At 60.5% G+C, this 20,162-nt stretch carries 14 protein-coding genes; 8 read left to right on the top strand and 6 right to left on the bottom strand.

The genetic code is table 11. The features are described from left to right. Positions 1 to 6: 6 nt before the first annotated feature. From folC to G5171_RS00655, 6 genes are all read right to left on the bottom strand, one after another. Positions 7 to 1,266, bottom strand: coding sequence for a bifunctional tetrahydrofolate synthase/dihydrofolate synthase (gene folC, locus G5171_RS00680; RefSeq protein ID WP_421259662.1), 1,260 nt, complete (start codon positions 1,264 to 1,266; stop codon positions 7 to 9). Positions 1,267 to 1,268: 2 nt separating this feature from the next. Further along, a complete protein-coding gene (accD, locus tag G5171_RS00675) occupies positions 1,269 to 2,132 on the bottom strand; it encodes an acetyl-CoA carboxylase, carboxyltransferase subunit beta (protein WP_005344944.1) in 864 nt (287 codons plus the stop codon). A 119-nt stretch (positions 2,133 to 2,251) separates the two neighbouring features. After that, on the bottom strand, positions 2,252 to 3,061 hold the full coding sequence (truA, locus tag G5171_RS00670) for a tRNA pseudouridine(38-40) synthase TruA (RefSeq protein WP_421211352.1): 810 nt from the start codon (positions 3,059 to 3,061) through the stop codon (positions 2,252 to 2,254). Between the two features lie 188 nt (positions 3,062 to 3,249). Beyond that, on the bottom strand, positions 3,250 to 5,442 hold the full coding sequence (locus G5171_RS00665) for a FimV/HubP family polar landmark protein (protein ID WP_421259661.1): 2,193 nt from the start codon (positions 5,440 to 5,442) through the stop codon (positions 3,250 to 3,252). Positions 5,443 to 5,713: 271 nt separating this feature from the next. Next, positions 5,714 to 6,730, bottom strand: coding sequence for an aspartate-semialdehyde dehydrogenase (locus tag G5171_RS00660; protein ID WP_216978584.1), 1,017 nt, complete (start codon positions 6,728 to 6,730; stop codon positions 5,714 to 5,716). 193 nt (positions 6,731 to 6,923) lie between these two features. Then, complete coding sequence (locus tag G5171_RS00655; RefSeq protein WP_216978583.1) at positions 6,924 to 8,045, bottom strand: 4-phosphoerythronate dehydrogenase; 1,122 nt, start codon at positions 8,043 to 8,045, stop codon at positions 6,924 to 6,926. Between the two features lie 246 nt (positions 8,046 to 8,291). Between G5171_RS00655 and G5171_RS00650 the strand changes: the two genes are divergently transcribed. The 8 genes from G5171_RS00650 to G5171_RS00615 all read left to right on the top strand — a co-directional run bounded on the left by G5171_RS00650 (position 8,292) and on the right by G5171_RS00615 (position 20,124). Beyond that, positions 8,292 to 9,035: a phosphatase PAP2 family protein gene (locus tag G5171_RS00650; protein WP_216978582.1), complete on the top strand. Its 744-nt coding sequence runs from the start codon at positions 8,292 to 8,294 to the stop codon at positions 9,033 to 9,035. Between the two features lie 99 nt (positions 9,036 to 9,134). Continuing rightward, a complete protein-coding gene (rnt, locus tag G5171_RS00645) occupies positions 9,135 to 9,812 on the top strand; it encodes a ribonuclease T (RefSeq protein ID WP_005344934.1) in 678 nt (225 codons plus the stop codon). 262 nt (positions 9,813 to 10,074) lie between these two features. Then, entirely contained in the window at positions 10,075 to 11,397 is a 1,323-nt protein-coding gene (locus G5171_RS00640; RefSeq protein WP_005344933.1) for a Na+/H+ antiporter family protein, read from the top strand. Between the two features lie 364 nt (positions 11,398 to 11,761). Next, positions 11,762 to 12,520 carry a flagellar motor protein gene (locus G5171_RS00635; protein WP_335843154.1) on the top strand — a complete coding sequence of 253 codons (759 nt, stop codon included), beginning with the start codon at positions 11,762 to 11,764 and terminating at the stop codon, positions 12,518 to 12,520. Further along, positions 12,495 to 13,373: a flagellar motor protein MotB gene (locus G5171_RS00630; RefSeq protein ID WP_245130660.1), complete on the top strand. Its 879-nt coding sequence runs from the start codon at positions 12,495 to 12,497 to the stop codon at positions 13,371 to 13,373. Before G5171_RS00635 ends, G5171_RS00630 begins: the two co-directional genes overlap by 26 nt. A 162-nt stretch (positions 13,374 to 13,535) precedes the next feature. Continuing rightward, complete coding sequence (locus G5171_RS00625; RefSeq protein WP_421259660.1) at positions 13,536 to 15,674, top strand: TonB-dependent hemoglobin/transferrin/lactoferrin family receptor; 2,139 nt, start codon at positions 13,536 to 13,538, stop codon at positions 15,672 to 15,674. Beyond that, a complete protein-coding gene (locus G5171_RS00620) occupies positions 15,674 to 17,680 on the top strand; it encodes a prolyl oligopeptidase family serine peptidase (protein ID WP_421259659.1) in 2,007 nt (668 codons plus the stop codon). The genes G5171_RS00625 and G5171_RS00620 overlap by 1 nt, the downstream gene beginning before the upstream one ends. After that, positions 17,677 to 20,124 carry a proprotein convertase P-domain-containing protein gene (locus G5171_RS00615; protein WP_421259658.1) on the top strand — a complete coding sequence of 816 codons (2,448 nt, stop codon included), beginning with the start codon at positions 17,677 to 17,679 and terminating at the stop codon, positions 20,122 to 20,124. The genes G5171_RS00620 and G5171_RS00615 overlap by 4 nt, the downstream gene beginning before the upstream one ends. The last annotated feature ends 38 nt before the right edge of the window (positions 20,125 to 20,162 follow it).

Genomic DNA, 20,162 nt, shown 5'->3' with positions numbered 1-20,162 from the left:
TGTGGCCTAGACGGCGACACCCGCCAGAATGTCGGCGACAGTGTAAAACGAACCAAACACAATGACCATATCGTCCGGACTCGATGCGGCCAACGCTGCCTGATAAGCGGCGCTGACATCATCAAACTCCCTGGCAGGCTCCTTCCCCCCCCCCAGCGCGGCAGCCAGCTGCGTTGCGGTGGCGGCGCGCGGGCCGGTGAGACTGGCTAGATACCACTCGCCAATCAGGCCATCGAGTTCGGCAAGGGATCCCGCCATGTCCTTGTCTTTGAGCATGCCGACCACGGCGCGGCGCACACCCGAGCAGGGCATTTTGCGCAATTGCGCTGCCAGATAAGCTGCCGAATGGGGATTGTGGGCCACATCGACGATCACCAGCGGCGCGCTTTGCAGCTGCTGCATCCGGCCAGCCAGCCGGGCATTGGCCAGCCCGTCACGAATGGCAGACTCCGGCAGCGGCAAGCCGAGCGATTCCAGCGCCGCCAGCACAGTCACTGCATTCATCAGCGGCAGCGCCGGTTTGGGCAGATCCCGCCACTGGTTGAGGCCCAGATAATCCCAACCGCTCTCGCGCTCATCGCCACGAAAATCGATACCGACCTGACGCAGGTTGGCACCAAGACGCTGTGCTTCGCTCGCGATAGTCGCAGGTGGATTGGGCTCACCGCTGATGGCGGGTTTGCCGGCGCGATAGACCCCAGCCTTCTCCACCGCCACGGCTTCACGGGTATCACCCAGCCAGTCGCAGTGATCGAGGGCAATGGAGGTGATCATCGCCACATCGGACTCCACCACATTGGTGGCATCGAGCCGGCCACCCAACCCCACCTCCAGCAGCAGCACATCGGGCGCGGCGCGGCGGAACAACCACAGCCCAGCCAGCGTCGCGAACTCGAAGAAGGTAAGGGCAATTTCGCCGCGAGCCGCTTCCACCTCGGCAAAGGCGGCGCAGTGGTCGCTGTCGGGCAGCTCCTGCCCGTTGACCCGCACTCGCTCGGTAAAGTGCAGCAGATGGGGCGAGGAGTAAACGCCGACCTTATAGCCTGCGGCCATCAGAATGCTGGCCGCCATGGCACAGCTGGAGCCCTTGCCGTTGGTGCCCGCCACCGTGACCACCTTGAACGGCAGTTGGGTAAGCTCCATGCGGCGGGCAACGGCACCGACCCGATCCAGTCCCATGTCGATATTGACCGGATGGATCTGCTCCAAATAAGAAAGCCAGTCGACAAGCGACCGGCTTTGGGATTGTTGCATGTTTGAACTCATCTTCACTCTTCGATGACGTGAGTATTCAGCATTTTGGCGAGCAGGCTGGCCAGACGGTTACGCATGTCGCGACGATCGATAATCAGGTCGATGGCACCCTTCTCCAGCAGAAACTCGGAACGCTGGAAGCCTTCCGGCAGTTTCTCGCGTACGGTCTGCTCGATAACCCGAGGGCCGGCAAAACCGATGAGCGCCTTGGGCTCGCCCACGTTGATGTCACCCAGCATCGCCAGACTTGCGGAGACCCCCCCCATGGTGGGGTCGGTCAGTACAGAGATAAAGGGCAGGCCAGCCTTGGAGAGTCGGTCCAGCGCCGCACTGGTCTTGGCCATCTGCATCAGGGAGAAGAGGGCTTCCTGCATGCGGGCACCACCAGAAGTGGAGAAACAGACCAGACCGCGGCCCTCCTTGATGCACTCCTCGACGGCGCGCACGAAGCGGGCACCGACCACGGAGGACATGGAGCCACCGATAAAGGAGAACTCAAAGGAACAGGCGACAACCGGCACTCCTTTGAGGGTCCCTTTCATTACCACCAGCGCATCTTTTTCTCCTGTCGCTTTCTGGGCGGCAGACAAACGATCCTTGTAGCGCTTGGAATCCTTGAATTTCAGTACATCCTGCGGCTCCAGCTCGGCACCGATCTCGGTACGACCCTGCTCGTCGAGGAAACTCTCGAGACGGGCGCGAGCGCTGATGCGCATATGATGATCACACTTGGGGCACACTTCGAGGTTGCGCTCCAACTCTGCCCGGTAGAGCACCTGTTCACAAGCACTGCACTTGGTCCACACCCCTTCCGGAATGTTGTGACGACGGGGTGCAGTGATCTTGCTCTTGGGAAGAATCTTCTCAAGCCAGCTCATGGAATTCCTTAATGCTTTTGTGCCTGACAAAACGCATCGAGCCTAGATTGTTCAATGACTTAATAGCTCGATGGCAACAAATGACGGGTCATTAAACCACAATTTTTCGGGCGCAGTTACTAAAAACTGGTCGTACCCGGTGCCGAGTCCGGCAGCCACAGCGGGCCGAGCGGCAACTGCGGCAGAGCAAACTCGGCCGGGTAATCCACGTCGACCAGATAGAGGCCACCAGCCTTGGCGGTCGGCCCGGCCAGATTGCGATCCTTGGCCGCCAGCACCTCGGCAATCCACTCCACCGGTTTGAGCCCCTGCCCCACCAGCAGCAGGGACCCGGTGATATTGCGCACCATGTGGTGCAGGAAGGCATTGGCACGAATATCGAGCACGATGTAGGGCCCCTGACGACTGACGCACAGATGGGTCACATTGCGCCACGGGGTATTGGATTGGCAAGCGACGGCGCGAAAAGTGCTGAAGTCATGCTCCCCGATCAGGCTCTGGCCCGCCTGGTGCATCAACTCGGCATCAATGGTCTCGTGATAATGACTGACGCCACTGCCCAGGATCGCCGGACGGAAGTTGTGGTTGTAGATGACATAGCGGTAGCGACGAGCGGTGGCACTGAAGCGGGCGTGGAACGTGTCGTCCACCTCCTTGACCCAGCGCACGGCGATATCAGGCGGCAGGTTGGAGTTGAGCCCCAGGGTCCAGGCACCTTCGGCACGGTTCGCCTCGGTATCGAAGTGGATCACCTGGCCGGTCGCATGGACACCGGCATCGGTGCGTCCGGCACACTGGATGGAAACAGGGTGGTTGGCGATCCGGCTGATGGCCTTCTCCAACTCCTCCTGTACGCTGATCACTTCACGCTGACGCTGCCAGCCGAAATACCGGCTGCCGTCATATTCAATACCTAGGGCAATTCGCATGGATAAACTTGTCTTGTTGTGAAACGCAGTGAAAGAAACGGGGCGGATTATACGCGCTCAGCTAGAAAAGTCCCATAAAGCGCACAATTGGCTGGCATGCCTGGCCTCAACCCCATCAAACATCACCATAAAGAAGAGGGCAGCCCACTGGCTGCCCTCGTCATGCTTATCTCGTTATGGAAGGTGACTCACCCCAGCCGTTTGAGCAGTTTCTCAGCCTCGGCACGCTGATGATCAGTTCCCTGCGCTGCCGCCTCTTGCAGCAATTCGCGGGCGCTGTCCTTGTCATCAATCTCGAGGTAGGCGCGGGCCAGATCCAGCTTGGCTCCCACACCACCGTCGTCGGCATCCACGTCAAACCCGGTGGATTCCGGCAGCACCTCGGGGAAGCCATCGAGCCCCACATCCAGCGAGAAGCCCTGATAAGGCTCCTGCTCAGTGGTGCTGGCATCGGCATCGGCCAGCAGCTTGTCGATCTCGACGTAGCCGCTCTCCTGCGCTTGCTCACGCGGCTGCACATCTGCCGGATGAGACTCCACTTCGGTGAAGGCATCCTCAAAATCGGAGAGCGCCAGTTCATTGGGATCCCACTCCAGATCCAGCTCGGTCTCCTTGCCTTTGGTTGACTCAAGCCCCAACTCGGCCAACATATCATCAGCCGAACCATCCACGCTCAAGTCGATGGCATTGTTGCCCTCGCCCGCAGCCGGTTCATCCACCTCGTGTTCAAAATCACCCAGATCAAAACTGGCCAGATCATCAGCAGCCGAACTCTTGCTGCTTGCACTCAACTCCGGTTCCAGATCAGCCGAAAGATCCGCATCAAGCTCAGCAAACAGGGCTGCCTGCAGCTCCTCTTCACTCATGAGCTCATCAGCCCCCCTGGACTTGGGGTTGAACTCGCTGGCCAGATCCATGTCGGGTTCATTGGCCAACGCGACAGGCTCATCCAGCGAGAGATCGAGATCCGGAACCAGATCAGGGTCACTGCTGGTTGGCTGGGCAGCCATTCGCTCCGGCTCGAAACCTTGCAGATCTATCTCGCCATCGTCGCTGAAGACCAAGTCAACATCCGGCTTTTTAGCTGACGCATCGGGCTCGACCGGCATAAAACCATCAGGAGTGTTGAGATCCGGCATCGGGCGCACCGGCTCGTTATCAGTCAAATCGACGCTTAGCAGATCATCGAACTCGCTCTGCTCCTGATCCATCATCATGGCGGTGGACTCGGAGAGGCTCTTCTCCTGCTCCTCCAGCTCGCGACGAGCCCGAGCCCGCAGCCACAGGGTCACCAGCGCCAATACCAGCAGCACCGGCAACAAGATGATCATGGCGAGATTGAGCGGCGAGGAGAGTAGCTCCATCAGCCAGTGCTGCTTGGGTTCAGGCTCTGCCACCACGGGGGGGACAGGTCTGGCCTTCAACTCGGCTAGCTCTTTTTGCAGTGCTGTCTGATCCTGCAACTGGGCCTTGAGGGTCTCGACCTCTTCGGTCAGGGATTGCAGGCGCAGTTTGAGCCTGTGGTTCATCTCGGTCACCTGACCGAGCTGGGCGTTGGCATCTTCCAGTGCCAGCGCCATCTCGGTGGCCGGTTTGCCCACCGGTTTTTCAAGATCGGAAGGCAGAGGCGCCGGTGTGGTGTTTGCTGCGGCGCTCGTCGCCGGGACTGGGGCCACCGCCTCTTTTGACGCGGGCTCGCTCGCCTTGACAACATCTTTGGTTTCAGCAGACGGTTGCGGTGCTACAACAGGAGCAGGAATGGGGGCCGCTTTTGCCGCAGGCAACGGAGCTGGCGCGGTTTTCACCGGTTCGGCTTTGGCAGTCTCAACCTTCACGGGCTTGGCCGCCGGTTTGGCACCATGGGCCTGCTTCTCGGCGAGATACTTGGGACTCAGCCCCTTCCAGCTGGCGTTGTCACTGCGGAATCTGGCTCGCGCCTGAGCGTCGGTGATGACGCTCGCTTCGGCCACGGTCGGCAGCAAAATGCGGGATCCCACCAGAATGTGGTTGATGTTGCCATCGGCAAAACTGCGGGGGTTTTTCTCGTAGATCGCTACCATGGTCTGGTAGACGCTGACATTACTGGAGGGGCGGTATTTGCTCGCCAGACTCCAGAGGGTATCGGTTGGACGAACAGGGCCATAACTACCGGCATTGGCCGTGACCTGACGAACCACAGGCTGGGCGGTTGCACGTACCGGTTGCGCAACGGGTCTGGCGACCGGCTGCGCCAGCGGTTGGGTATTGACGGCGGGAGGTACGGGCTCGTCAGGGCCTTTTAGCTCGACAAAAAAAGGCTCCCGCGCCGAATCTTCAGCCTGGACGTTGCCCAGCAGACCCAATGCGAAAAGCGTTGCCAATGTTATGCGGGAATGTCCCATATTCGTTCCTTCGTATGACGGCCCTATCACATTGAAAAATCTGGATAGTTACCCCAAAACAGTCGGTTCAATATAAATCAGGCTCGCGTCGCAAGCCAGTAGTCCGACACATTTAGCACCCGACTTGACTCTGAGTGTAGGAAAAAACTTAATCAGTTGATATCGCAACAGAATCTTGATGTAACGGAGTGCGGCATGGGTCACACCCCGGTTTGATCACAGGCCGGATGCGCAGCACTCCCTGCTGCGCATCTGTGACATCTCTCCAGCCTTACAGATAGTCGCGAACCAGCAGCTCGGCAATCTGTACACTGTTGGTTGCCGCGCCCTTACGAACGTTATCGGCCACGATCCACATATTGATACCACTCGGATGAGAAATATCCTGGCGCACCCGACCGACCAGCACCTCATCCTTGCCGGTGGCATCACGCACCGGGGTCGGATAGTCCCCTTCGTCATCAAACAGGGTCACGCCCGGTGCATTGCGCAGCAGGTCCTTGACCTGTTCGGCATCGAGCGGCTGGTGCAGTTCGACATGTACCGCCTCGGCGTGGCCGTAGAAGACCGGCACCCGCACGCAAGTCGGATTCACGGCAATGCTGGCATCGCCGAGGATCTTCTGGGTCTCCCACACCATCTTCATCTCTTCACGGGTGTAGCCGTTGTCGGTGAAGTTGTCGATCTGCGGGATCAGGTTAAAGGCGATCTGCTGCGGATAGAGGGTCGGTTCTACCGGACGACCGTTGAGCAGATGAGCGGTCTGTCCCGCCAGCTCGCTGATCCCCTCTTTGCCCGAGCCGGACACGGATTGATAGGTGGCAACATTGATACGGGCAATGCCCACTTCGTCATGCAGCGGCTTCAAGGCCACCAACATCTGGATAGTGGAGCAATTGGGGTTGGCGATGATGTTGCGATTGCGAAAATCGGCCAGCGCATCCGGGTTCACTTCCGGGATCACCAGCGGGATATCTTCGTCATAGCGGAAGCAGGAGGTATTGTCGATAACGATGCAGCCGTGCTCGGCAGCAATCGGTGCCCACTTGGCAGATGCCTCGGCACCGGCGGAGAAGAGTGCGATCTGCACCTGGCTCCAGTCAAACTCCTCCACATCGAGGATCTCGAGGTTCTTGCCGCCAAAACGCACGGTATCACCGGCACTGCGGCTGGAAGCCAGCGGATAGAGGGTCGCTACCGGAAATTCGCGCTCTTCCAGGATCTCGATCATCGCCTGACCCACGGCGCCGCTGGCACCCAATACCGCTACGTTAAACTGCTGGCTCATTCTGTTCTCCTCTGATAATGCTGCAATGGCGCCGGCTGGCACCATGGTCGGCATACTCTCGCGCTGCGAGATGACGCTGCCTGATATAGCTGAGTTGGCGCAGCAGGATCTGCGCCAACTCAGTAAAAAATGGTTTCAGTATGGCCAGTACGGCTCACCTCTTCCCGTTATCTTCCAACAATTTGCCCCCTGTTCAGGAGCGTGACAGCGCAAATCCCAAGGCGCCGAGCGCCTGACAGGCAAAGGCCCCCTCAATCTGCAGGGAGGACAGTTCACGGCGCTCGGGATAGTGTTTGCGCTGCTCGTCAAAGCTGCCGGACTGGCCGAGTCGTACCCGAAAACGGGCATCATCGCGGCGCACGTCATAGACCAGATGCACCAGCTGCTTGATCAGCGCCTGATCCGGTATGCGGCCCGGCACCACTGCCTGCACATCGGGAGCTGGCAACAGCTGACTCAAATCCTGACGAGGCTCGCGCCCCAGCTGCTGGCAGAGCGCCTGATAGAGCATCCAGGTGCCACGCGCCTTCCCCTCCAGGCTGTAACCGGCGATATGAGGGGTGGCAATCTCGGTATGGGGCACCAGCGCTGCCAGTGGCTCGGGCTCGTTCTCCCACACATCCATCACCAGTCGCAACGGCGCATCGCTCAACTGGCGTGCCAGCAGGGCCCGGTTATCCCACACCTCACCGCGGGATGCGTTGATCAGGATCTGCCCGGCAGGACGGACAGCTATCTGTTCTGCATCCAGCAGATGGTAGGTGGCATCCGGCCCTTCACGGGTAATGGGTACGTGAAAGCTGACAATATCGGCGTCAAGAGCGGTCTGATAGTCGACAAAACCCGCATCCGGATTATCCCGCGCCTTGGGCGGATCACAGCGCAGCACCTTCATGCCGAGCGCTTGGGCCTTGCCAGCCACGCACTCACCGGTATTGCCCGCGCCAATCACCGCCAGCGTCATCGCCGAGAGGTCGAGCTCGTAACGCTCCGCCAGTACCAGCAGAGCCGAGAGTACATAATCCCCCACCGAGTACTTGTTGCAACCGGGGGCGCTGAAGAAGGGAATATTGCGACTTGCCAGCAGGGCCTTGTCCACATGGTCGGTGCCGATGGTGGCGGTGCCGACAAACCCGAGTTTGGGGCTGGTTGCCAGCAAATCGCCGTTGACGCGGGTGACCGAACGCACCAGCAGCACATCAGCATCCAGCAGATCGCTAGCCTGCATCTGCCGTCCGGGCAAGGCGACTACCTCGCCAAATTCGGCAAACAGCTCAACGGCATGGGGCATATTCTCATCAACGACTATCTTCATCGGGCTCTCTTTGGTCACAACCGCCACGGGGGCGCCATTCTAGCGCAAAGCCGCCCGAGATTTCAGCCTGTGATGCAATCGGCAGAGAATCGGCATCCATTGCGCGGTGACGGCTCGATCCGACTGTTCAAACAGAATATTTCGCTACAAATGTGTAAGCAGAGGTAACAAACCCTCGGCTCGGCTTGGTCTGTACATGCCCCGATGGCACAATGCCTCCTCATTTTGCGATAGCCCATACTAGCCATGCCGCCACACTCATCATCGCTCTCAGCCCCAGTCCCATCACTCACGCGCAGTCAGGTGCTCGGGTTTAGCGCCCTATTGATCCTGCCGCTGCTGTTGCTCACTACGCTGCCCTGGCAGCCTTTTCTGATCGACTCCCTGCATTCAGGCTGGTTATGGTGGTCATACGCCCTGACCCGCATGGTCGATATTCCCGGGATCGGGGTCAGTGGCGCCCTCTTGCTGCTACTGACCCGCTACAAACTCAAACTGGAGTGGGCCTCCTTCATTGCGCTGGGGTGTGCACTGGCGGCCCTGCTTGCCAGCGACTGGGTGATCAAGAGCCTGGTCAAACACCTGACCGAAGAGCCCAGACCCTACCTGCTCTGGCTGGAGAGTCAGGGGCTGATCCCGGCCATTAAAAGCTTCTACGCCAGTAGCGTCGATGTACGCAGTGAGCAGGTGCATGCGGCCAGTCAGTTGCTGGCCCTGCCAGAGTGGCTCGGCCACCACTGGCAAAAGGAGGTGAATTACGCCTTCCCCTCTGGCCACAGTATCGCCGCCATCAGCCTGGCCCAATTCTTTGGCCTCATCTGGCTGGCCCGCGCCCCCACGGGCGTCTGGCTACTGCCACTGTGGGCCCTGGGGGTTGGTCTGTCGCGCATGGTAATGGGGATGCACTGGCCGGTGGATGTGCTGGCCAGCGCCCTGCTTGGCACTGTCACGGCGCTGATCGCCGCCCGCTGGTGGCTGCACAGATATTGAATCCAGCGCCATCTTGCACAGGCTTCCTGCGTGGGATGGGAGGACAAGCCAACGCTTTTTTGCGATAATGCCGCCTCATTTTATCCCGACCGAGATCCCATGACCGACGCAGTTCATACCCTCAAGGGCCGTTTCCGTGGTTTTTACCCCGTCGTCATCGATGTTGAAACAGCCGGGTTCAACGCCAAGACCGATGCTTTGCTCGAAATCGCGGCTTACACCCTGAAAATGGATGAGCAGGGCTGGCTCGTTCCCGACCAGGTGTTCCACTTTCATGTCGAGCCCTTCGAAGGGGCCAATCTGGAAAAGGCCGCGCTGGAGTTCACCGGCATAGACCCCTACAACCCGTTGCGTGGCGCAGTCTCGGAAAAAGAGGCATTGACCGAGATCTTCAAGGGGATCCGCAAGGGGATGAAGGAACAGGATTGCGGCCGCGCCATCATAGTGGCCCACAACGCCACCTTCGATCACGGCTTCGTGATGGCCGCCGCCGAACGAGCAGGCCTCAAGCGCAATCCGTTCCACCCGTTTGCCACCTTCGACACCGCCGCCCTATCCGGGCTTGCGCTGGGTCAGACCGTGCTGGCCAAAGCGTGCCAGAGCGCCCGCATCCCGTTTGACAATAAAGAGGCGCACTCTGCCCTCTATGACACCGAGCGCACCACCGAGTTGTTCTGTCATATCGTCAACCGCTGGAAGAGCATGGGGGGCTGGCCGCCAGCGTATCCGGATGACGACACACCGGATACCCCTGCCGATGACGACGTGCAGACATAAACAAATGAAGGCTGCCACTGGCAGCCTTCGCTTTTTGCGAAACGGGTTTGAACGCACAGCGCACCGATAATCACTATCAACCGTTATGTATGCGATCTATGGAGACAAACAGGTCGGAAAGCCTCATGTTGATCAACCCGGCGCCACAAGCAGCAGTGATATGGCCGGCTTGACCGATTTTTTACTCGACATTTGTCACATTTTTCGCAAACTAACCCCCCTTCATATGACAGACAGCAATAACAAACTATAAGGAAATCAAATGAATCCTGTTGTTATCGCAGTCGGGCTGATGCTGGTGCTCAGTCTGCTGCGGATCAATGTGGTGGTCTCGCTGGCGCTGGGGGCCATTGCTGGCGGCCTGGTGGGCGGGCTATCGTTGACCGATACCCTCACCACCTTCAGCGGTGGCCTGGGCGGTGGCGCCGAGATTGCTCTCTCCTACGCCATGCTGGGCGCCTTTGCGGTTGCCATCTCCCGCTCCGGGATCACCGACCTGCTGGCCCGCAAGGTGATCAGCCAGTTGGGCAAGGATGCCAGCTCGACCCGCATCATGTGGGTTAAAACCCTGCTGCTCTCTTCCGTGCTGGCCGTGGCCATCTCGTCCCAGAACCTGATCCCGGTTCATATCGCCTTTATTCCCATTCTGATCCCGCCGCTGCTGCATGTAATGGCGCAGATGCAGATCGACCGTCGTCAGGTGGCCTGTGTCATCACCTTTGGCCTGACCGCCACCTATATGGTGCTGCCGGTCGGCTTTGGCGGCATCTTCCTGAACAACATTCTGGCCAAGAACCTGATCGATAACGGCGTGCCCATCACCACCAGCCAGATCCCGCTGGCGATGGCCATTCCGGTTGCCGGTATGGTACTGGGCCTGCTGATTGCGGTATTCATCAGCTATCGCAAACCGCGCCAGTACGATCTGGCCAAGATCCTGGATGCCGAGCCCGAAGCGGTCGAGCTCAACCTCACTCATATCTGGGTGGCCCTGCTGGCCATTGGTGTAGCACTGGGGCTGCAGTTGATGACCAACAGCATCGTACTGGGTGCGCTGGCCGGTTTTGTCATCTTCACCTGCGGCGGCGTCATCAAGTTTCGCGAAAGCCAGGATGCTTTCACCCAGGGGGTGCGCATGATGTCGCTGATCGGCTTCATCATGATCTCCGCCGCCGGTTTTGCCGCGGTGATGAAGGCAACCCACGGGGTCGACTCTCTGGTACAGGTGGTCGCCTCCGGCATCGGCCAGCACAAGGGGATCGCCGCCTTCCTGATGCTGCTGGTGGGCCTGCTCATCACCATGGGGATCGGCTCCTCCTTCTCCACCGTGCCCATCATCGCCACCATCTATGTGCCGCTCTGTCTGCAGCTCGGCTTCTCACCGATGGCGATCATCGCGCTGGTCGGTACCGCTGGCGCGCTGGGGGATGCGGGGTCACCGGCCTCCGACTCTACCCTGGGCCCGACATCCGGCCTCAACGCCGATGGCCAGCACGACCATATCTGGGACAGCGTGGTGCCCACCTTTATTCACTACAACATCCCGCTGGTGATCTTCGGCTGGATTGCAGCCATGGTGCTCTGATCGCCCCTCTGACATCGAGCCATATACTGCAAAATACGAAACAAGAAGGCGACCTGATGGTCGCCTTCTTGATGATGACGTCACCTAATCACCAGGATATGGTCCCGAGAGGAGAAGCTCTTTATTGTGCTTCATGGATTCCCGACTCTGGATGATTGCGCACTATAGTAGCCGCAGACTGTTTCGCTCTTAGTCAGTCTCTCGCCACTGATGCCATAACAACGTTTGCCTCTCCCCGCTTTGTGCGCGACACCCGCAGCCACATACCACGCCGATTAATTGCTCAGCGATTGGATATCATTTTGAAAAACTGATACTTAACTAGCTACACTAGCCATTATCAACATACAGGGACGTGTAAAAAATGAGCTTGATTGGCTTGGTGCTGGCGTTGATCGCCATCCTTGGCGGCAACATGATCGAGGGTGGTCACCCCAGTGCACTGCTCGATCTGCCCGCATTCCTCATCGTGATCGGCGGCACCATAGGCGCTGCGCTGACCCAGTTCCCCTTCTCTGTCGTCGGTAGCACCATGAAGCGTTTCAAATGGCTGCTCTCTCCCCTCAAACTCGACATGCTGGAACAGGCCCAGTTGCTGGAGACCCTGGCAGGCAATGCTCGCCGCAGCGGCATGCTGGCGCTGGAAGGGATGATCGAGGAGATCAAGGATCCCTTCCTGAAGAAAGGGGTGCAGATGATGGTCGATGGCTACGAGAAGAACAAAATCCACGAGGTGCTGGAGAACGAGATCGAATTTGAACAGGAAGATCTCGAACAGACGGTCAAATTCTATGAAGCCATGGGAGGCTACTGCCCGACCATGGGGATCGTCGGCGCGGTATTTGGCCTGATCCACGCCATGGGTCTGCTGGATGCCCCCGACAAGCTGGGTGGCGCCATCGCGGTGGCTTTTATCGCCACCATCTACGGGGTATCCGCCGCCAACCTGATCTTCTTGCCGTTCGGCAACCGCTACAAGGGGTTTGCCCACCAGATCCGCCACTACAAGGAGATGACTCTGACCGGCATTCTCTGCATCGTGGATGGCGAGTCCCAAGCACGCCTGCAAGTGACCCTCGAACCTTATCTGGGAGGCCATGGTGGCGAAAAAGAAAAAGGCTGAAGCGCCGGAGAACCACGAACGCTGGCTGGTCTCCTATGCCGACTTCATGACATTGCTGTTCGCCCTGTTTGTGGTGCTCTACTCCTTTGCCATGGCCAAGCAGTCCGAAACCCGAGTGCTTATCCAGGGCTTTATCGAGTCGCTGGGTAAAATCGGCCTCATCTCCCCGCCTGCCGGCTCACCCTTGATGCAGGGGGGCACAGGGATTCTTGAACCGGAATCGAAGACCACGCCAAGCAGCCCGAAAGAAGAGACTGTGCTGGAGAAAGATGCCCCCATGGCGGCATCGGATCCATTCAACGAGACCATAGGTGCCTCGGAAAAGCCGAGCGCCACCGAATCCTGGCCCCATAAGACCAAGGAGCAGGAGTGGGTGCAGGTGACCAAGCAGAAGCTTGAGCAACAGCTCAAGGCCCAGATTGAATCGAAGGATCTCGAGGTCGAGCAACTCGGCAGTCAATTGGTGATCCGCATCGGCGAGAAGGCGCTGTTCCCCTCCGATTCGGCGTTCCTGCAGCCCCAGTTCATCCCGCTGGTCAACAAGATCGCCGGCATTTTGGCCAACATCCCGGGGCAGGTAGTGGTCACCGGTCATACCGACAACTCCCAAGCGCCGGTGGAGCTCTATCGCAACAACTGGGAGCTCTCGGTGCTGCGGGCCTCTTCCATCGTGCAGACCATGCTGACCAATCCCCAGCTGGATGCCAGACGAGTCATCGCTCAGGGTGTTGCCGACACTCAACCCCGCTTTGCCAATGACACCCCCGAACATCGCCAGGCGAACCGCCGGGTCGATATCACCCTCTCCCAAGGCAAGGCAGCAGAAGAGTCACTGCAACTGCTCAAGCCCTGATCCCCCCGCTCCCGCTTCGCGCGGGAGCCTCTTTTTAAAAACAAATAACTCAATAATATCAACGCCATAAGATCTTAATGATAATGATTGCCATTTATTGCCAAGTGGTCAGGCCTCTGCAATAATGCCGCCCTTCAGGCTTAAATAAAAACAATTATCATTATGAACAAACTGCTTCAGGCATGGCCGGCACTCCTGTGTGCCTCCGCTGGCGCGGCCGGTCTTCCCCCTGTGGAGAAGGCGCGCAGCGACGACACCATCATTGTCACCGGGCAACGGGTACAACAGAAACTCTCCGATGTTTCCGGCTCCATTACCGTCATCACCCAGGAAGAGCTGGACCGTCAGGTCGCCAGCGAGCTGACTCATGTGTTTCGCAAGATCCCCGGTGTCTCGGTCACCGGCTCTGCCGGGCGACCGCAAAACATCAGCGTACGCGGCATCGGTGGCAACCGTATCCTGCTGATCAAGGATGGGGTGCGCGTCAGCGACGGCTTTGGCGCCGACAACATCAATGACAAGGTAGGTCGCTTCAACTTCGACCTTGATGACATCAAGCAGATTGAGGTGGCCAAGGGGGCCGGCTCCTCCTTGCATGGCTCCGATGCCATCGGCGGCACCGTGGTGATGAATACCAAGCAGCCGGAAGATTATCTGCAACAGCAGGATAGCTATCTGGCGGCCAAGACTCTCTACGGTGGCGACAGCAACAAGAAGAAGCTCAGCATGACAGGCGCGGTGCGGGCACTGGAGAGCGAACATCTGTTGCGCCTCTCCGGCTGGCGCGGCAACGAAACCGCCAACTTTGAGGAGAACCGCATTCCGGCTGATTTGGATGGCATGAGTGCCTCCACCAGCAGCCGCCTCCCCCTCAATGCCCATCACGCTCTGCGGCTGGAGCTGGACTACTACGAGGATCACGCCAAACGCCAGATGGGGCCCAAAGCGGTGCCCCAACCCGATGGCAGCTGGGACGTGGTCGGTTTTCAGGAAGATGGCGATCAGCGCACCCAGGGCGGCAAGTTCAGCTGGGAAGCCAGCGATCTGGGCATGATCGATACCCTCAACTGGAGCCTGTTTGGCAACCAGTCACGCAACGAGGCCAACCAGCGCCAGTTGCTGCGCAACGATGCCCTGAGCGGCTATCCCAGATATCGCAGCCAGCGCACCCTCTCCACATTCGAGGAGCTGCGCCTTGGCAGTGAGCTGGAGCTGCAGAGCAAGCTGAGCACCGGCTCGCTGGATCACACCTTCAGCTACGGTGTGGAGCTGGAGCAGGCCAACCACGAGCGGCCGGTCAGCAATCTGACCCTGGAAGATGGCATCACCACCCAGGAACAGAAAGCCCCCTTCAGCAAGGCCGAGACCCGCCGCGATGGTATCTGGCTGAGCGATGTGATCGATCTGGGCAACTGGCAGTTTACCCCGACCCTGCGCTTTGACCGCCAGCGCCTGCGCGCACCGGACAGCAATCTGGCCGAGAACCACAGCGATCACATCTCCCCCAGTGTGGCGGCCAGTTACCGCTTCAACGAAACATGGCGCAGCTGGCTCAGCTATGCCAACGGCTTCCGCGCTCCCGCTTACGATCAGGTTTACGGCAACATTCCTCACTACTTTGCCATGCCGCCGTTCGAGATCATTGCCAACCCCAACCTCAAGGAGGAGACCAGCCACAGTCTGGAGTGGGGAGTGAATGGCCAAAGCGACAACTGGAGCGTCAAACCGGCCGTTTTCTACAACCGCTACTACAACTTCATCGACTGGCGCCAGACCGGTTTTCGCCTCGATGACGGTGTCTTCCTGCGCCAGTATCGCAACGTTGCCAAAGCAGAAACCTGGGGCGCCGAGCTGGCCGCCAGCCTCTGGCTGAGCGACGAGTGGGAGCTTTCGACCAATCTGGCCTGGATGGATGGCAAGGATCACCGCGGTGAGCCGCTGCGCACCCAGACACCGCTGGAAGGCAACACCACCCTGCGCTGGCAACAGCTCGACTGGGGGGTTGAGCTCAGTGGCAACTATGCCGCCGCCATGACCAAAGTGCCCCAGTGCGCCAATGCGCAGACTGGCTACAACGGTGCCTGCCAGAGCAGCGCAGGCTGGTTCAGTCTGGACCTCACCGGCGACTGGCAGATCACCGAGGCGCTCAAGGTCAATGCCACCATCGGCAACCTGCTCGATACCCGCTACGTCCGCTATCAGGATGTGGCCGGACTCCCGGCTGGCAGCGACACCTCCCTCTACAGCCAGAGCGGCCGCTACCTGTCAGCCAGCCTCAGCTACCGTTTCGTGGGGATGTGATGAAGCATCATGCAATCATGGCAGCCCTGTTGGCCGCCCCGTTGGCGTGGGCGCAAGAGGCCCTGCCACCGCCGATCCCGTCCCAATCGCACCTGATTTCAGGCAATCCCGTACGCCAGGATCCCTACTTCTGGTTGCGGGACGAGAGCCGTAGCAACCCGGCCATTCTCGCCCTGCTCAAGCAGCAAAATCGCTGGAGCGAGCAGCAGCTCGCCGCGCAGCAGCCGCTGGAAGCAACCTTGCGCGCCGAGTTTACCCGCCATCCGGCGGGGGAATCTGTGCCAGACAACTGGCTTGTCCGCGGCGATCAGGCATGGCAGCTGCGCCCGGATGGCTCACTCTGGCAACGCCACGGGGGCAAGGTGCAGCAACGGCTTCCCACCAGAGCGGGTGAGGGCTATTACGAAGCGGGCGGCTGGGCCCTGAGCCCGGATAACCGCACACTGGCCATCGCCGAAGACAGGCGCGGCGATCTCGACTATCAGGTCACCCTGCTCGATCTCCAAAGCGGCAAGGCGCTGGCCAGTTTGGCACAGCGCAGCGCTGATCTCGCCTGGTCACAAGATGGTCGCACCCTCTACAGCATCGCCAACGAGCGCTACACCCTACGCCCCTGGCAGCTGCGCAGCTGGCAGGATGGCCAGGAGCAGACTCTCTATGAGGAGCAGGATCCCGCCTGGCTGCTCAGCCTCTATCGCACCACGGATGGCCAGCATCTGGTGTTGCAGGGCAACAACCACGACAGCTCGGAGCAATACCTGCTCGACTCGGGCAAGCCGCAGCAGGTCAAACCCCGCCAACGCGGGGTGGAATACTATCTGGACAGCCAATCCGGCTGGGTGATCAAGAGCAACCGGGAGGGGGCGTTTGCCCTCTACTCAGCCAGCACGCCGCTCGGTGAGTGGCAGCGCCTGTGGCCCGCCAAAGGGGAGGATCTCGGCGATCCCGAGAAATGGCGACTGTTTGATCGCCATCTGGTGGTGCAGTTTCGCCAGCAGGGGGAGGATTGGCTCGCCCTGCTCGATCGCAACGGCCATGAACGCCAGCGCCTGCCGCTGGCCAGTGGCGCCGGTACCGGCTGGCTGCAAGGAGAACATGACCCGGCCAGCGACCGTATTCTGGTGCGCAGTCAGGGCTTGAGCCAGCCCCCCGGCCAACGCTGGCTGGATTTGACCAGCGGCCAGTGGATCAACGACCAGCACACCGCAGACAATAAAGCATTGCCCTATCAGAGCAAGCGGCGCTGGATCACTTCTGCCGATGGCACCCGGGTGCCTGTCTCGCTGGTGTGGCGCAAAGATCTGGCCCCCCGTGCCGTGCTGCTCTATGGCTATGGCGCCTATGGCACGCCGATGCGCCCCTACTACCAGAAAGAGCTGTTAAGCCTGCTGGATCGGGGCTTTGTCTACGCCATCGCCCATGTGCGCGGCGGCGGCATGCTGGGGGAGCAGTGGACCCGCGACGGACGGGGCATACACAAGCAGAACGGCATCAGCGACTTTATTGCTGCCGGCAATACCCTGCGCCACTGGTCGCCCGACTCTGCTCCCCTGCCCCTGTTTGCCATGGGGGGCAGCGCGGGGGGCACGCTGGTTGCTGCGGCCCTCAACCAGCAACCGACGCTCTTTAGCGGCGCCGTGTTGCAGGTTCCCTTCGTCGATATGCTCGGCACCATGAGCGATCCCGCCCTCCCCTTGACCCGTCAGGAGTATCAGGAGTGGGGCAACCCGGCCAAGCCCACAGAGTATCAGGCGATGCGCCGCATCAGCCCCTACGACAACCTGCACCGCGCCCCCTACCCGCCCCTGCTGGTCACTACCGCCCTGCACGATAGCCAGGTCCCCTACTGGGAGCCGGTCAAGTGGCTGGCTCGCCTGCGGGAGCACAGCACGGGCTCCGGACCCTACCTGCTGCTGACCGAACTGGAGGGTGGCCACCGCGCTGGTGGCGGCGATCGGGCTCGTGAATTTGCCTTCTTGTTGCATCTGGCGGGGATCAATCAATGACCCTGCCGCTGATTGGGAGTACCACTATGAAACCCCTGTTGCCCGCCCTCTTGCTGGGGCTGGCTGGCTTTGCCACCGAGGCCGCCGAACTGCGTTTTGTCGAACAGGACGCCCCGGCCGATCCCCGCCTCTGGCTCGAACAGCAGCTCGGCGTCACCCTGAGTGATGCCCCGGCCTATCAGCGCCAAGGCAAGCTGGGCCACTATCTGCATTATCGCCAGCAGCTCAATGGCGCACCGATCGCCGGCCTGATGGCCGCCGTCAGTCTCGATGAGCAGGGTCGCCCGTGGCGCCTTTATCACAATACCCGGCTGATGCAGGCACAGGCGGCTCCATGTGATGAAGCAAGCCGCGCCGGGGTGGATGCCTATACCGCCACGCTGGATGGTACTGTGTGGAAATTCGCTGGCAGTGACGAAGCCCAGCCCTGGTACTGGCAGGATGGCGACACCCTGACTGCGGCCTGGCGTCTGCTGGCGGTGGAAAGCCAGCCGGGCAACAGCAAGAGCAGCCACTGGCAACTGTTTGTCACCTGCGATGGCAGCGCCCTGCTGGGGCGCACGCTGCAAGAGGCCAACACCCGTGCCGAAGCGGTCCCGCTGGCAGGGGAAGCGGCCACGGTGCAGGCCCGCATCTTTGCCCTCGATCCCCGCACCCAGCTGCAAGATGGCAACCTGCTGTGGCGCCACGATCTGGTGCTGGACAACCGGGCCTATCGCACCGTCCCGCTCACGGTACAAAAGGTGGATGACACCTACCAGCTGAGTGGCCCACGCGCCCGGGTCGTGGATGGCACGGAGCCGGAAACTGCCCCCTTTAGCAGCCCTGATGCCGATGGCTTCCAGCTGGATCACCAGCAGCCCGCCTTCCTCGATATCAATGGCTACTACCATCTGGATCTGGCCCAGCGCCATGTGGAATCCCTTGGCTACCCGACGCTGATGGGCGGCCCCCTGGCCATCGATACCGATGCCGGGGAGCATGACAACTCTCTCTATGACCCCTTCCTGCGCCGGTTGGAAATTGGCCGGATAGGGGTGCCCGATGCGGAAGATCCCATGGTGATCTGGCACGAGTTTGGCCATGCGGTGCAGCACCATATCCTGCCCGACATGGGAGAAGAGGGGGACTGGGGCGCCATCGGCGAGGGCTTTAGCGACTATCTGGCCGCCAGCTGGCGCCAGCGCAGTCCCGAAGCCCGCCAGTTCGAGCCTTTCATGGTCTTCAACTGGGATGCCAGGATCAGCGGCCGGACGCCCCGTCAGCTCGATGACCTGCGGGCGCGCTATCATCCGGGCTTCCTCTATCCGGCTCACCTCACCATCAACGGCAGCAACGGCGACCAGCTGTGGGGCACCCCGCTCTTCACCGCGCTGCGCCAGGCCGTTGAACAGTATGGCGAGGTAGCCCGTGACGAGTTCGATACCCTGCTGATTGAATCCCACTTCGGTCTCGGCCCGCAGGTGCGGATGCCCCAGCTGGCGCGCGTCACCGTGGATACCGCCAACCGCCTCTATCCGGCTCGCAGCTATGGCAAGCTGCTGGAGCAGGCCTTCCGCCACCACGCCCTGCTGCCCACTCCCATCGCGGCCCGCCTTGCCGATGACAGCTACCTGCTGCCCGGGGAGAAAAAGAGCCTCGCCATCGAATTGACCAACCAGAGCGGCCGCCCTCTGACCGTAGCTGACGCCAACCTGCTCCCGACCAAGGGGCTCGTGGGTGACGGTCACTGGCAGGGAGAGCTCAACGCCGATGGCACCGCCCGCTGGACCCTGCCGCTGGAAGCAGCGAGCAACCTGACCTGTGGCGAGGCAGTCACCTTGCCGCTGCAGTTCCAGCTCACCCTGCCCAGCCCCACCGAGCGCCAGACCCGCCTTGACCTGCAACTGCCGATCGGTGAACCGCTCTGGCAGCGGGCCATCGGCCAGGGTGGCCAGATCAAAGATGCGGTGAGCGGTGAGCGGCACGGCCTGTCCCGCTTCACTCTCACCCTGCCCGAGAGCAAGGCCCGCATCGACAGCGGATTCGTGGTTGCCCTCGATCTGGAGCACAGCAAGCTGGAGCAGCTGGAGATCTGGCTCACCTCCCCTTACGGCACCCGGATCAGCCTGTGGAACAAGGGTTACGTCAGCCATACCCGGCTCAAGGGGGAGTTCCCCCGTGAACTGGTACCGTTCGAATCGCTGGACAAGCTGCACGGCGAACCGCTCGCTGGCCGCTGGCTGCTGGAGATCAACGACACCAGCGCCGGTGACACCGGTCAGTTGCGCAACTGGCGGGTAGCCCAGCAAGTCGGCGCCCGCTGCGACAAGGATGAAGCCCTGCCCAACACCGGCATCATTCCCCTTGAGCAGGATGAAGGGGGTGGCGGCACGACTTCCCCCCTGCTGCTGTTGCTGGCCCTCTGGCCCCGCCTCTGGCGCCGGAGCACCCCGCGCCGTTGAATCCTGCACCACGGGGGTTACCGCCCCCGTGAACCTGT

It is taken from the genome of Aeromonas sp. 600774 (genome assembly GCF_049175075.1).
Taxonomy (GTDB): Bacteria; Pseudomonadota; Gammaproteobacteria; order Enterobacterales; family Aeromonadaceae; genus Aeromonas; species Aeromonas veronii_A.
The sequence above is the reverse complement of the archived record's forward strand: the minus strand, read 5'-3'. Positions and strand labels throughout refer to the sequence as shown.